The 13,287-nt window shown below is 64.3% G+C and carries 14 protein-coding genes and 1 rRNA gene; 8 read left to right on the top strand and 7 right to left on the bottom strand.

All coding sequences use genetic code 11. The features are described 5' to 3' along the window. Positions 1-292, bottom strand: a 16S ribosomal RNA gene (locus tag BME24068_RS02830); the annotation flags it as partial. A gap of 565 nt (positions 293-857) precedes the next feature. Here BME24068_RS02830 and BME24068_RS02825 point away from each other — a divergent pair. The 4 genes from BME24068_RS02825 to BME24068_RS02810 all read left to right on the top strand — a co-directional run bounded on the left by BME24068_RS02825 (position 858) and on the right by BME24068_RS02810 (position 4,650). Then, a complete protein-coding gene (locus tag BME24068_RS02825) occupies positions 858-2,075 on the top strand; it encodes a DUF2863 family protein (protein ID WP_096507593.1) in 1,218 nt (405 codons plus the stop codon). A 209-nt stretch (positions 2,076-2,284) separates the two neighbouring features. Further along, positions 2,285-3,121 (top strand): LuxR C-terminal-related transcriptional regulator, encoded by an 837-nt coding sequence (locus tag BME24068_RS02820; RefSeq protein ID WP_096507594.1) that lies wholly within the window; start codon positions 2,285-2,287, stop codon positions 3,119-3,121. 70 nt (positions 3,122-3,191) lie between these two features. After that, entirely contained in the window at positions 3,192-3,866 is a 675-nt protein-coding gene (locus BME24068_RS02815) for an energy-coupling factor ABC transporter permease (RefSeq protein ID WP_096507595.1), read from the top strand. A 139-nt stretch (positions 3,867-4,005) separates the two neighbouring features. Beyond that, positions 4,006-4,650 (top strand): BspC domain-containing protein, encoded by a 645-nt coding sequence (locus tag BME24068_RS02810; protein ID WP_096507596.1) that lies wholly within the window; start codon positions 4,006-4,008, stop codon positions 4,648-4,650. Positions 4,651-4,733: 83 nt separating this feature from the next. On the opposite strand, the gene BME24068_RS02805 is transcribed toward BME24068_RS02810, so the two are convergent. Together BME24068_RS02805 and yaaA are read right to left on the bottom strand one after the other, a co-directional pair. After that, a complete protein-coding gene (locus BME24068_RS02805; protein WP_174925068.1) occupies positions 4,734-5,888 on the bottom strand; it encodes a M14 family metallopeptidase in 1,155 nt (384 codons plus the stop codon). A gap of 88 nt (positions 5,889-5,976) precedes the next feature. After that, complete coding sequence (gene yaaA / locus BME24068_RS02800) at positions 5,977-6,759, bottom strand: peroxide stress protein YaaA (protein WP_096507598.1); 783 nt, start codon at positions 6,757-6,759, stop codon at positions 5,977-5,979. A gap of 57 nt (positions 6,760-6,816) precedes the next feature. On the opposite strand from yaaA, the gene BME24068_RS02795 reads away from it, so the two are divergent. Next, positions 6,817-7,314 carry a putative toxin-antitoxin system toxin component, PIN family gene (locus BME24068_RS02795; RefSeq protein ID WP_096507599.1) on the top strand — a complete coding sequence of 166 codons (498 nt, stop codon included), beginning with the start codon at positions 6,817-6,819 and terminating at the stop codon, positions 7,312-7,314. 32 nt (positions 7,315-7,346) lie between these two features. Then, positions 7,347-8,519, top strand: coding sequence for a pyridoxal phosphate-dependent aminotransferase (locus BME24068_RS02790; protein WP_174925067.1), 1,173 nt, complete (start codon positions 7,347-7,349; stop codon positions 8,517-8,519). Positions 8,520-8,557: 38 nt separating this feature from the next. Here the strand turns inward: BME24068_RS02790 and BME24068_RS02785 are convergent, their stop codons facing one another. Then, positions 8,558-9,214, bottom strand: coding sequence for a glutathione S-transferase (locus BME24068_RS02785; RefSeq protein WP_174925066.1), 657 nt, complete (start codon positions 9,212-9,214; stop codon positions 8,558-8,560). A gap of 210 nt (positions 9,215-9,424) precedes the next feature. Here BME24068_RS02785 and BME24068_RS02780 point away from each other — a divergent pair, with 210 nt between their 5' ends. Then, the gene (locus BME24068_RS02780) at positions 9,425-10,216 is read left to right on the top strand and encodes an oxepin-CoA hydrolase, alternative type (protein ID WP_096507601.1); all 792 of its coding nucleotides are present in this window, start codon (positions 9,425-9,427) and stop codon (positions 10,214-10,216) included. 173 nt (positions 10,217-10,389) lie between these two features. Next, positions 10,390-11,082 (top strand): glutathione binding-like protein, encoded by a 693-nt coding sequence (locus tag BME24068_RS02775; RefSeq protein WP_096507602.1) that lies wholly within the window; start codon positions 10,390-10,392, stop codon positions 11,080-11,082. 51 nt (positions 11,083-11,133) lie between these two features. Here the strand turns inward: BME24068_RS02775 and BME24068_RS02770 are convergent, their stop codons facing one another. From BME24068_RS02770 to BME24068_RS02760, 3 genes are read right to left on the bottom strand one after another with little or no spacing between them, the layout of a single operon-like run. Then, positions 11,134-11,610 carry a MaoC family dehydratase gene (locus BME24068_RS02770; protein WP_096507603.1) on the bottom strand — a complete coding sequence of 159 codons (477 nt, stop codon included), beginning with the start codon at positions 11,608-11,610 and terminating at the stop codon, positions 11,134-11,136. Further along, positions 11,607-12,068, bottom strand: a complete 462-nt coding sequence (locus BME24068_RS02765; RefSeq protein WP_096507604.1) for a MaoC family dehydratase — start codon at positions 12,066-12,068, stop codon at positions 11,607-11,609. The genes BME24068_RS02770 and BME24068_RS02765 overlap by 4 nt, the downstream gene beginning before the upstream one ends. 34 nt (positions 12,069-12,102) lie before the next feature. Next, positions 12,103-13,236: an acyl-CoA dehydrogenase family protein gene (locus tag BME24068_RS02760; protein ID WP_096507605.1), complete on the bottom strand. Its 1,134-nt coding sequence runs from the start codon at positions 13,234-13,236 to the stop codon at positions 12,103-12,105. Positions 13,237-13,287 lie beyond the last annotated feature (51 nt).

Raw genomic sequence — 13,287 nt, 5'->3', positions numbered from 1 at the left:
AGACCAGCTACTGATCGTCGCCTTGGTAGGCCTTTACCCCACCAACTAGCTAATCAGCCATCGGCCAACCCTATAGCGCGAGGCCCGAAGGTCCCCCGCTTTCATCCAGAGATCGTATGCGGTATTAATCCGGCTTTCGCCGGGCTATCCCCCACTACAGGACATGTTCCGATGTATTACTCACCCGTTCGCCACTCGCCACCAGGTGCAAGCACCCGTGCTGCCGTTCGACTTGCATGTGTAAGGCATGCCGCCAGCGTTCAATCTGAGCCAGGATCAAACTCTTCAGTTTAAACCTGTTACTGTTTTCGGTTCTTTCGAACCGGTCGCTCACTCAAAGCTGACAGGAATATGAATTGCTTCATAAACCTGACTTACTTTAGTGTGAGACTCTTGATACTTTCGCTATCTGATCCGAGGATCAGTTCGCGTCCATCAAGCGCCCACACTTATCGGCTGTTAATTTTTAAAGAGCGTGACTGCGAGAAATCTTTCTTTCTCAGCAGCGCTGCGTTTTCAGCAGCAGAGAAGCGAGATTATGAACCGCTTTTTCCAGATCGTCAACAACATTTTTAACTGCTTCGTCGCGACGGCTGGGGGTTCAACTCCGTATGCGCCAAGGCTCGACAGCAACCTCACCGCACCGCTTCCCTTCCTTCTTCCCCCGCGCTGCGTTTCCGTTAGCGCGAAAGAGGCGTGATTCTAAGCAGTCGCCGCCGAGCGCGCAAGAGATTTCGGTGCATTTTTTCAATGACCCTCGTTTCGGCCTTCCGGCCATGCCCGAGCACGAGAGCGCTTATGGTGCAAAGAACGGACTAGAATGTGAGGTTCTTCGCCTCTTTCTATACGTATTTAATATGCGCCAGCGAATCGCCAAACGCCTCCCCCCCGACGCCGACAAACTGGTCGGCCTGTCGCTCGCGCTCTTCGCCTCGGGCAGCCGCATCGAGGATCGCTTCTGGGAAGCGAAGCTCGATGCGCTGCTCGCCAAGATCGTTCGCAACGGCAATCAGACCACGCTCGACGCCGCACTCGACCATCTGCAGCAGAATCATCCCGATGCATACGGCGCGCTCGCCGACATGGCCGAAACGCACAGCGAGTCGATGGTGATCGAGCACGATGGTCAGCCGCATGACGCGCTGCTGGTCGCCGTCCCCGTTCTCGCCTGGACGCGCTACATGATTCCGTCGGGCCCGCTCAAGGGTGACGTCGCCGACGCGCTGCGTACGCACCTGCAGGCACACGTGCTCGCGAGCGGCACGCTCGTCGGACTCGCACCGTTCCTGTACAGCATCGACCAGTTGCCGCGGCACCACGTCGAAACTTACCGGCTCGCGCAGCAACTCGCGCATGCGGCAATCGGTCAGCATGCCGCGAAACTGAGCTTCGGCGACCTGCCCGAAACTTCGCCGATTCTGGCCGACCCGCGTTTTCTGCTCGCCGTCGTCGCCGCACCGGCCGGCGCGCCGCTGTTCCGCTGGCAGGAAGAAGAACACGGCAACCGGATCGAACGCGGCCAGTGCCTCGAGCAGTGGACCGCCCAAGGCGGCCCGAACCTGTCGGTTGCCCTCCCCGGCTGCGAGTTCGAATGCCTGCTTCCGGACGCGTACTATTCGGCTTGCCGTGATGCGGACGAACGCATTCGTCCGCACACCGTCCGAACAGCCATCCGTTATCTTTTCGACACACTTGGTGCGGCGCCGCAGGAACTGCGCGCGGTGGTCGCCGGCTTCGGCGAACGCAGGATCGACGAGTATCGCGTCGGCTTCACGCGCCGCGCCAGCAACGACGTGATCTACGGCGTCGTGTGGCCGCTCTACGGCCGCGAGAACGGTGACGTATCGATCGACAGCGCAACGCTCGAAGGCGAAGCGCCGATGGAAGGGCCGCTCGAAGAAATCGTGAGTCTGCTGAAGGAATGCGGCGTAACCGACGTCCGGCGGCACGCGGGCCGCTTCGAACCCGAGTACTGCGACGACTGCGGCGTGCCGCTGTACGCCGATCCGCTCGGTGAAATCGTCCACGCGGAAATGCCTGAAGACGCCTCCCCCGCGCAGCCGCACTTTCACTGATCCACGCCGCGGGCCTGCAGCGCCTGCCCGCACAAAGCCGCTCCCGGTTCCAGCCGGAGCGGCTTTTTTCTCGTCCGTATTTCCGGCACCGGAAATTTCAGACTTTTCCTAAGCCTTTCAGCCAAGCAGACATCGTGTAAGGTCTTTGTCATTATCGGGCCCACGGCATGCCGACGGCAGCTCAATGACTTACCTTATGGAGGTTGAATATGCGGTTCCTGGTGCTGAACTCAGACGCCGAGCGGCGTGACGGACTGAAGGCCTTGCTACGGCAGATCGACCGTCACGCCAGCATCAACGATGCACCCGACGGCTTCCAGGCGCGCCGGCTGCTGCGCACCCAGCGTTTCGACCTCGTTGCGATCGACTGGCTGGACGTCGGACGGCTCAGCGAACTTCAGGCGCTCTGCAGCGCCTGCTCGCCGACGCCTGCCGCGGTATTGATCGACGAATCCACGCCGGAAGCCATCCAGCGCTTCTACAACTATGGCGTCGCGGGCGTGATCCCGCACTCGACCCGGCCGCACCTGATCGTACGCGCACTCGAAATGGTGATGCTGGGCGGTCATTACATTCCGCCCATCGCGCTCAGCCTGTTGCCGTCCGCAGCGGCAGCACGCCACGACACCCATTTCCAGACGCTCGCCGGATCGCTGCCGCGCCGCCCGCCAACCGGCCTGCTGTCGCCGAGACAGGCGCAGATCATGCGCTTCGTTCATATGGGCAGTACCAACAAGATGATCGCCCGCACGCTCGGCATCAGCGAAGGCACGGTGAAGATCCACCTCGCCAGCATCTTCCAGCAACTCGGCGCGGCAAACCGCGCCGCCGCGGTTGCGATCTACAACGGCTGGCTGTCGCCACATCTCGAGGTATTGCTGGCAAACCGCGATCGCGTACGCAAGCCCGTCATCGGCGAACGCGGCCCGGTTCCGCTGCGTGCGCAACGGAACAACCGTCCGTACCCGTTGCCTGCCGCGAACGCCGGCACCCCGGATCTGCCGCTCGCGGCCGAGCCGACGCCGCGGTTTCGGCGCGAGCGCTAGTCGTATCGATATTGCGACGGTCGGCATGTGCGGATTCCCACCTTTGATGCCCAACGAGTAATATGAACGCATGGGTTTTCTTTTCACACCGCTTCCGTTCTGGGTTGGCGTCGGTGGCTGGATCGCCGCCGTGGCGCTGCTCGCGCTCGCGATCTGGAGACGCCCCTTCGTCCGGCTCCAGGACGCAACGCTTCAGCACGTGTGGCTCGCGCTCGTCACCGCGATCACGGTTCTCTGGGCCTCGAATGCATGGCTCGAGGACGGCATCGTCATGCATCTGCTCGGCGCGACGCTGCTCGTCACACTGTTCGACTGGACGCTCGCACTGATCGGGATGGCCGCCGTCACGGCCGTCGCCGCGATCGTCTTCGATGCGTCGTGGCAGGGCATCGGCCTCACCTATCTGGTCTACGGCGCGCTCCCGGTCGCCGTGTCCGCGCTGCTGCAGCGCGCCGCGATCGCGTGGTTGCCGCATAACCTCGCGTCGTTCATTACCGGCCAGGGATTTCTGTCGCCGGCCATCGCGATCATCACGGTCGCCGCGGCCGCAGCCGGCGTGCAGCTCGCGCTCGCGGACGGCGTGCCCGTCGTGATTCCTGCCGGCTATCTGCTGAACACCGCGCTGCTCGCGCTTGGCGAAGCATGGTTCACCGGCATGGCAACTGCGCTTATCGCCGTATATCGCCCGGCATGGGTCACGACGTTCGACGTTCGGCGCTATCGTCTCGGCGGTCCGCGCGCGTGAACGCGCTTCGTGTCGAAATGCGGACAACGCGTGCTGCGCCCCTCTCCCGCAGCGCGGCAGAGTGCGGCACCTACTGCCGCGCATCTTTTTTACGCTAAGATTGAACTCCTGTTCTCCATCGGGCATCTATACGTGCCCGATGCCTCATTCGCTCCTCACCAATAACCAGATGGACAGCTCTCCTGCCTCGCTCCGGTTTTTCCGGGCGCTCGGCAAGCTGGCGGCCTGTGTCGCAGGCCTGTCGCTTGCGCTTCCGGCACCGGTATTCGCCGACCTCCTCGACCAGCGCTCCGAACTGATCAACAAATTCGTCAACGAGATGCATGCCGATCCGATCGTTGCCGATTGTGCGGCGCACGGCAGCTTCATCGCCAGCACGTCGTCGGCCTTCGATCGTGTCGACTTCGCACCGGACGCATTCGACAGCGGCAATGCCACGATCACGCCGTGGAACGACTCGTTCGATCAGGGCAAGCAGCGCGTGAAGGTCGACAACATCGTTACCGTGGATGGCCTCGGCATCCATAGCGACGGCAGCGACCCGACACCGCTGAAATTTCGCTGCGGCTATGTGGGTCAGCAAATGCTTGCATTCAGCTGGAACGACCCTGTTCCGCCGCTGAAGCCGCGCGTTGAACGCCCGTCGTCGACGAAAAAATTCAAGGGTAAATCGCACCGCGGCAAGGTCAAGGCAACAGGCCGCACCGGCAAGAAGGCGGTTGCAGCGAAGAAATCAGGCGGCCAGAAGAAAGCCGTGAAGAAGAGAACCGCGAAGAAGTCCTGATACGACGGAGCGGCAACGACAGAAGCAAAAAGGCCGAGGCATCGCATGATGCCCCGGCCTTTTTCATTTCAGCAAAAGCGCGCTTACGCGAACTTCTCGACGTGCACGAGAATCGCCGCCAGCATGGCCGCACCCAGCGCCGCGCTACGCTCGCCGTTCCAGCCAACCCGCTCGTCGGGCAGGTTCGCATTGTCCTTGAACGGCATCTCGAGCGTCAGCGACAAGCAGCCGAACTGATGACCGATGTACTTCGATGCGAGCTTGAGCGCATCTTCCTTGTACTTGCTCGCCGCATAACCATGCTCGGTCTGGAAGTCCGGGCTCGCGACCTTGAATGCTTCGATGAACGCGGTCTGCTCCTTGCCCTGCTGCTCGGTAAAACTCGGCAGCATCTCCGAACCGGCGACGAACACGTACGGCAGATCCTCGTCGCCGTGGATGTCGAAGAACATGTCGCAGCCGATCGCATGGATCGCATCGCGCACGGCCAGCACTTCGGGGCTGCGCTCGGCGTCGGGCGCCATCCACTCGCGGTTCAGGTTCGCGCCTGCCGCGTTGGTGCGCAGGTTGCCGTGCACGCTACCGTCCGGATTCATGTTCGGGACGATGTAGAACGTCGCGTGATCGTAGAGCTTGCGCGCCACCGGATCGCCCGCCCAGTCGCCCCATCCGGCCAAACGCTTGACGAGCCCTTCGACGAACCACTCGGCCATCGTCTCGCCGGGATGCTGGCGCGCGATGATCCACACCTTCTTCTTCGGCGCGCCGTCGACTTCGGGCGTGCCGAGCGTCAGCAGCGACATCGGACGGCCCTCGACCGTGCGTCCGAGCTCGACGACGCTCGCTTGCGGCAACTGCTGGACCGCACCGAGAAACGCCGCATGACGCTCTTCCGAATATGGCTCGAAATACGCGTAGTAGATGCTGTCGAATTCAGGCGTGTGGTCAATGGTCATCGTCTTGCCGTCGAACGTCGTCGGCACGCGGAACCAGTCGACCCGGTCGTAGCTCGCGACCGCGCCGTAGTTGCGCCATCCGGACGGATACGCGCACTCGGCGGCATTCTCGAACGACATCACGCACCGCTCGCCGCGCGCGCCCGTCAGGCGATAGTAGAACCATTGCGCGAATTCCGAGCGGCTGTCGCCGCGCACGCGCAGCCGGATCGCGTCCGGGCTGTCGCACGACACGACGTCGATTGCGCCCGCGTCGAAATTGCTGGTGATCGAAAGGGCCATCTATCTCTCCTGGTGCGGCCGGAACGGACTGTTTGCCGCCTGCCCGGCCGCATGCATGCACCGGCCGTCTCGTGAACGGCCAGCAGGGTCACTCGCCGACTCGCCGGCGATATACGTAAGTCGAATCGTTCGATGCGGCTGCATCGAACGCGTAGTCTTCCACCGCGAAATCCTTCAGCGCCGCCGGGTCGGCGATGCGATTCTCGACGATATAGCGCGCCATCAGGCCGCGTGCGCGCTTCGCGTGGAAGCTGATGATCTTGTAGCGGCCGCCCTTCCAGTCCTCGAATACCGGCGTCACGACGGGCGCGGCCAGCAGTTTCGGCTTGACCGACTTGAAGTACTCGGTCGACGCACAGTTGATCAGCACGCGCGCCGCGCCGGTGCGTGTCTCGAGCTGTTCGTTGAGCGCGCGCGTGATCCGGTCGCCCCAGAACGCATACAGATCCTTGCCGCGCGCGTTCGCGAAACGGGTACCCATTTCGAGCCGGTACGGCTGCAGCAGGTCGAGCGGACGCAGCAGCCCGTACAGGCCCGACAACACGCGCACGTGCTGCTGCGCATAGTCGAGATCGGTGGCCGACAGCGATTTCGCGTCGAACCCTTCGTACACGTCGCCATTGAATGCGAGCACCGCCTGCTTCGCATTGGCCGGCGTGAAGACCGGCGACCAGTCCGCGTAGCGCTGGAAGTTCAGGCGTGCGAGCGGATCGGAAATATCCATCAGCGTCGCGATATCCTGCGGCGACAGCTTGCGCAGGCCGTCGATCAATTCCGACGCGTCGTCGACGAATGCAGGCTTCGTGTAAGACGGCACGTGCGCGGGCGTATCGTAGTCGAGGGATTTGGCTGGAGAGAGAACGATTATCATAGAGGCTCGCTGGCACGCCGTGCCTTGCGGTCAGACGAAAACCACCGATTGTAACGAATGACCCGCTCCCTCGCCCCACACGCCGCACATCGCGTCGTACTCGACTCGAACGTCTGGATCGACATACTCGTATTCGACGACCCTGCCACACGCCCGATCCGGGCGGCACTCGAACGCGGCACGCTGGCCGCCGTGATCGACGGCCGCTGCCTGAACGAGCTCGAACTCGTGCTCGACTATCCGCAGTTCCAGTCGCGCGCAATCGACAAGGCCGCGGCGCTCGCGACCGTCGCCCGCCTGACGAGCCTCGTGGAGCCGCCGCCCGTCGACGCCGACGCACCGCCGCTGCCGAAATGCAAGGATCGCGACGATCAGAAGTTTCTCGAGCTTGCCCGCGCCGCACAGGCCGAATGGCTCGTGTCGAAGGATCGTGCGCTGCTCAAGCTCGCAAAGCGCACCGCGCGCGACTTCGGCTTCCGGATCGCGCAACCCGCCCCGTTTACCGAGGCCTGCGCGCTCGACGCCGCGTCGGCCAACACCACCACGCCGGCCTGACGCGCCTGGCGCCACCGATTGCGACCGTATCGATGAACGCTCCTTCCGACATGCCTACGACTCCCGTTTTCCCCTCGCGCCTGCCGAACGTCGGCACGACGATCTTCACGGTCATGAGCGCGCTCGCCGCCGAGAAAGGCGCCGTGAACCTCGGCCAGGGCTTCCCCGATTTCGACTGCGATCCGCGCATCGTCGACGCGGTCGCGACCGCGATGCGCAACGGCCACAACCAGTATCCGCCGATGGCAGGGGTCGCACCGTTGCGCGACGCGATCGCGGACAAGATCGCGCAGATGTACGGCCGGCGCTACGATCCGGCCACCGAGATCACGGTGACGGCCGGCGCGACGCAGGCGCTACTGACGGCAATCCTGTGCGCCGTGCATCCGGGCGACGAAGTGATCGTCATCGAACCGACCTACGACAGCTACCTGCCGTCGATCGAACTCGCGGGCGGCAAACCGGTATTCGTCACGCTCGAAGCGCCCGACTATGCGATCCCGTTCGATCGGCTCGCCGCCGCGATCACGCCGAAGACGCGGATGATCATGATCAACACGCCGCACAACCCCACCGGCACCGTGTGGCGCGAGGCCGACATGCGCAAGCTCGAGGAGATCGTGCGCGGCACCAACGTACTGATCCTGTCGGACGAGGTCTACGAGCACATGGTCTACGACGGCGCACGGCACGAGAGCGTCGCGCGCTACCCGGAACTGGCCGCGCGCAGCTTCATCGTGTCGAGCTTCGGGAAGACCTATCACGTGACGGGCTGGAAGGTCGGCTATGTCGCGGCGCCTGCCGCACTGACCGCGGCGTTTCGCAAGGTCCATCAGTTCAACGTGTTCACGGTGAACACGCCGATGCAGATCGGGCTCGCCGACTATCTGCGCGACCCGGCGCCGTACCTGACGCTGCCCGACTTCTACCAGAAGAAGCGCGACTTCTTCCGTGCCGGTCTCGAGCGCACGCGCTTCAAGCTGCTGCCGTGCCCGGGCACGTACTTCCAGTGTGTCGACTATTCGGCGATCAGCGACCTGCCGGAAGCCGAGTTCTCGAAGTGGCTCACGTCGGAGATCGGCGTGGCCGCGATTCCGGTGTCGGCGTTCTATCACGCGCCGCACGAATCGGGCGTCGTGCGCTTCTGCTTCGCCAAGCAGGAAAGCACGCTCGCGGCCGCACTCGAACGGCTCGCGCGCCTGTAAGTCAGGCGCGGCGCCGCGCCGCGCCCGGGCCGCGCTTACTACGAACGCGCGGCGTTCATCGCCTCCATATACGCCTTGCGATCGGCCGCCACGCGCTGCGCGGCCGGCCGCTCGCCGACCATCTTCGCGTGCGCCTTCCAGTCGATCCCCGCGTCGACCAGGAAATCGCGGCCGTATATCGCCTTCGTCGCCATCCCGATCACCGGCAGATGAATCGACGCGGCGATGTCGGCGAGGCTGAACGAATCGCCGAGCACGTAAGGCGAGAACTGCGCCATCCGCTTGAACGCATCGATCGCGCGCGGCAAGCGCTTCTCGACATGCGCCTTCATGCCGTCGCTGACCTTGCCGCCGAAAAACGCCTCCGTATAGACCTCGCGCGCGGTCCATTCGAGATACAGCTCGAGCGTCTCGACGAGCTCACGCACCTTTGCGGCGGCAAACGGGCTCGGCGGGAAAATGGCTTTCTCGGGATAACGCGCGGCCAGGTACTCGACGATCACCTGCGATTCGAACAGCGCGCCCTCTTCGGTCTTCACGAACGGAATCTTGCCGAGCGGCGAATCGACGAGCAGTGCCGGATCGCTGATCGGCAGACCGCATGTCACTTCCTCGAACGGGATGTCGTGCTCGAGCAGAACGAACTTCACCTTGTTGTAGTAGTTGGACAACGGAATACCGCACAGCTGTAGCATCGGAGTCTCCTTCGTTGCGAAGCGCGGCCGCTGCGATACCGGCCGCATCGGGATGCGTCGCGCTGAAAAGCACGTTCGTGCTAGTCTAAAGCAGTTTCGCGTCCGTCATGACAACATTGCATCCGCTGCAGCAACACCTTCATGTGCATGCGCCGGCACGCGCGCAATGCACGGCACCGCAGCCGCACCATCCGATGGAGACACACTCGCATGAGCGCTGAACTGCTGGCTTCGCGTCCGCCCGAGAGCGAATCGACGCTCGTCCTCACGCTGTCCAATCCCGGTGCGCGCAACGCGCTGCATCCCGACATGTACGCGGCCGGCGTCGAAGCGCTCGCTACCGCCGAGCGCGATCCCGCGATTCGCGCCGTCGTGCTCACGGGGGCCGATCGTTTCTTTTGCGCGGGCGGCAACCTGAACCGGCTGCTCGACAACCGTTCGAAGGATCCGTCCTACCAGGCCGACAGCATCGACCAGCTCGCTGCGTGGATCAGCGCGATCCGCGCATCGACGAAACCCGTGATCGCGGCGGTCGAAGGCGCGGCCGCCGGCGCGGGCTTCTCGCTCGCACTCGCTTGCGACTTGATCGTTGCCGCGCATGACGCGAAATTCGTGATGTCGTATGCGCGCGTCGGCCTCACGCCCGATGGCGGCGGTTCGTGGTTCCTCGCCCGTGCGTTGCCGCGCGCGCTTGCCGCCGAAATCCTGTTCGAAGGCAAACCGGTCGCGGCCGAACGCCTGCATGCGCTCGGCGTCGTCAATCGCCTCGCCATACCCGGCGCGGCGCTGTCCGACGCGCTCGCGTGGGCCGACTCGCTCGCCGGCATCTCGCCGAACGCACTCACGCGTATCAAGTCGCTGCTCGACGATGCAACCGCGCAGCCGCTCGAAGCGCATCTCGGCACCGAGCGCGATCACTTCGTCGCATCGCTGCATCATGCGGACGCGTTCGAAGGCATCACCGCATTTCTCGAGAAGCGTCAGCCTCGCTACAAACGCTGATCCGGCGCGTCGACGCCGTTCGAACAGCGTCGACGCTGCCGCAACGGCACGCAGGCGCAGCCACGCAGCCGCACGTTCCCGCCGTCTGCAGCCCGCGTCGATCCATGCTCTAATGACCGCCTGTCGCGGCGCCCCGTCGGCGCCGTTTTCGCGCATGCCATGAAGGAGTTGAGATGATCGACGTCTACAGCTGGGCGACCCCGAACGGCCACAAGGTACACATCATGCTCGAGGAAACCGGCCTCGCGTATCGTGCACACCCGGTCGATATCGGCGCCGGCGACCAGTTCAAGCCCGAATTCCTGAAAATCAGCCCGAACAACAAGATCCCCGCGATCGTCGATCCGGACGGGCCCGGCGGCAAGCCGATCTCGCTGTTCGAATCGGGCGCGATCCTCGTCTACCTCGCGGAAAAAACCGGCAAGTTCCTGCCGACCGATCCGGCCGCGCGCTACGCGACACTCGAATGGCTGATGTTCCAGATGGGCGGCGTCGGCCCGATGCTCGGACAAGCGCACCACTTCCGCCTGTACGCGCCGGAGAAGATCGAATATGCGGTCAATCGCTACACGAACGAAGCGAAGCGCCTGTACAACGTCATGGAAAAACGCCTCGGCGAATCCGAATATCTCGCCGGCGACGCGTATACGATCGCGGACATCGCGACGTTCCCGTGGACGCGTTCATGGCAGAACCAGGGCATCGTGCTCGACGAACTGCCGAACGTGAAGCGCTGGCACGAGGCGATCGCCGCGCGACCGGCCGTGCAGCGCGGCGTCGAAGTGCTCGCATCGCTGCGCAAGGCATTGCAGGACGACAAGGCGCGCGAGGTGCTGTTCGGCGCAACGCAATACGCGAAGCACTGAACGAACATGCGCCGGACGACGCAGCGGCATCCGTGGATGCCGCTGCGTGCGTCAGAAGTAATGCAGCGTGATGAACTCCGCCGCACAAACGAGCAGCGGTGCGTCGGGGCGCTCTGCCTGCACCGACACCGACCACGTCACCTGTACGCCGCCCTGCGCGGCTTCCGAGGTTTCCTTCACCGCGAACAACGCGCGCACGCGTGTGCCGACCGGCACCGGCTTCAGGAACCGCACGCGATTCAGTCCGTAGTTCACGCCCATCTTCTGCTCGAAGCGCATCGCGTCGACCATCAGCGCCGGAATCAGCGACAGCGTCAGGAACCCGTGCGCGATCGGACCGCCGAACGGCGACTCCTTGCGTGCGCGCTCGGGATCGACGTGAATCCACTGGTGATCGCCCGTTGCGTCGGCGAAGCGGTCCACGCGCGGCTGGTCGATCTCGACCCAGCCGCTCGCGAGCGGCTCCGCACCGACCCGCGCATGCAGCGCCTCGGGTGACGCGATCAACGGCAATGTCACGTCCGTCATGCGTTCGCCCCTTCCGGATGACGCAACCCGAAGATCACCTTGGTATGCACGGTGATCACGGTCTCGCCGTCGCCGTTGATGCCGACCCACTCCGTCGACACGATGCCGCGATCGGGCTTGCTCGCCGACACGCGTTTGTCGTGGATCTTCTGGTACATCGTGATCGTATCGCCCGCGCGCACAGGTTTGAGCCAGCGAATCGAGTCGATGCCGGGCGACCCCATGCTGGTCGAGTCCGGCCCCAGCTTCTTGATGAGCAGGCTCATGAACACCGAACACGTATGCCAGCCGCTCGCGACCAGTCCGCCGAACGGCGATGCCTTGCCGGCTTCCTCGTCGAGGTGGAACGGCTGCGGATCGTAGCGTTGCGCGAACGCCTTGATGTCGTCGGCCTCGAACGTGTAGCGGCCGATCTCCGTGTTGCTGCCTACCGCCAGATCTTCGTAACTGATACCCACTGTATATCTCCTGTGGCGCGCTCGCGCGTCGCCGTCATGCCGCGTCGGCTTGCGCGAAATCCGGCAGTGCCGCAATCCGCGCAAGGTGATGATCGGTGTCGCCCAGTGTCGTTTCGATGATCGACAGCCGCTTGAACAGATGCGCGGCGGCAACGTCGTTGGTCACGCCCATGCCGCCGTGCAATTGCACCGCCTGCTGGCCGACGAAGCGCGCGGCTGCGCCGACGCGTGCCTTCGCGGCCGAAACCGCCTTGCGGCGTGCATCGGCGTCGCCGGCCGCGTAACGCACCGCGGCCAGGTAAGTCAGCGAACGCGCCTGCTCCGCATGGATCAGCATGTCGACCATCCGGTGCTGCAGCGCCTGGAAACGCGCGATCGGTACGCCGAACTGCTCGCGCGTCTTCGTGTATTCGACCGTCGCCCGGTTCAGTTCGTCGAGCGCGCCGACCGCTTCCGCGCACAGCAGGAAGGTCGCATAGTCGGCGATCTGCTCGAGTGCGGCCGCATCGCGCGCACCGCCCGCGAGCAGCCGCGCCGGCGTTTCGTTCAGTTCGATGGTCGCGGCGCGCTGCCCGTCGATCGTCCGGTAGTCGATCGCCTGCGCGCCCGCTGCATCGCGCTCGACGACGAACAGACCGATGCCGCCGCCATCGACGCGCGCGGGCACGATCCACGCATGCGCCTGTGCGCCATGCTGAACGACCGACTTGGTGCCGGTCAACCGGTACGTGCCGCCCTGTTCATGTGCGTGCGTATCGAGTTCGTACAGATCGTAGCGCGCCCGCGGTTCGTGGAATGCGACCGCCAGCCGCTTCTGCCCCTGCGCGACGGCCTCCAGCAACGCGGCATCGTCGCCCGTGCCGGAACCCGCGACACGCAGCGCCTCGATGCCGACCGCCGTCGCCCAGTACGGCTCGACGACGAGTGCGCGGCCGAGCGCCTGCATCGCGACCAGCATGTCGACCGGACCGCCGCCGAATCCGCCTTGCGCGTCCGGTACCGGCAACGCGGTCAACCCGAGTTCCGCAAACGCGCTCCATTGCGTGTCCGACACGCCCGCGTCGCTGCGCACGATGGCCTGGCGCGCGTCGAACCCGTATTGCTCGCCGAGATAACGACGCAGCGCGTCGGCGAATTGCTGCTGCTCATCGGTAAAGCTGAAATCCATCGTTGTCTCCTGTTGGCCAGAGCGGCGCTTTGGCGCCCGACTCTCGCCCCA

It is taken from the genome of Burkholderia anthina (assembly GCF_902498995.1).
In the GTDB taxonomy this organism is placed as follows: domain Bacteria; phylum Pseudomonadota; class Gammaproteobacteria; order Burkholderiales; family Burkholderiaceae; genus Burkholderia; species Burkholderia anthina.
The sequence above is the reverse complement of the archived record's forward strand: the minus strand, read 5'-3'. Positions and strand labels throughout refer to the sequence as shown.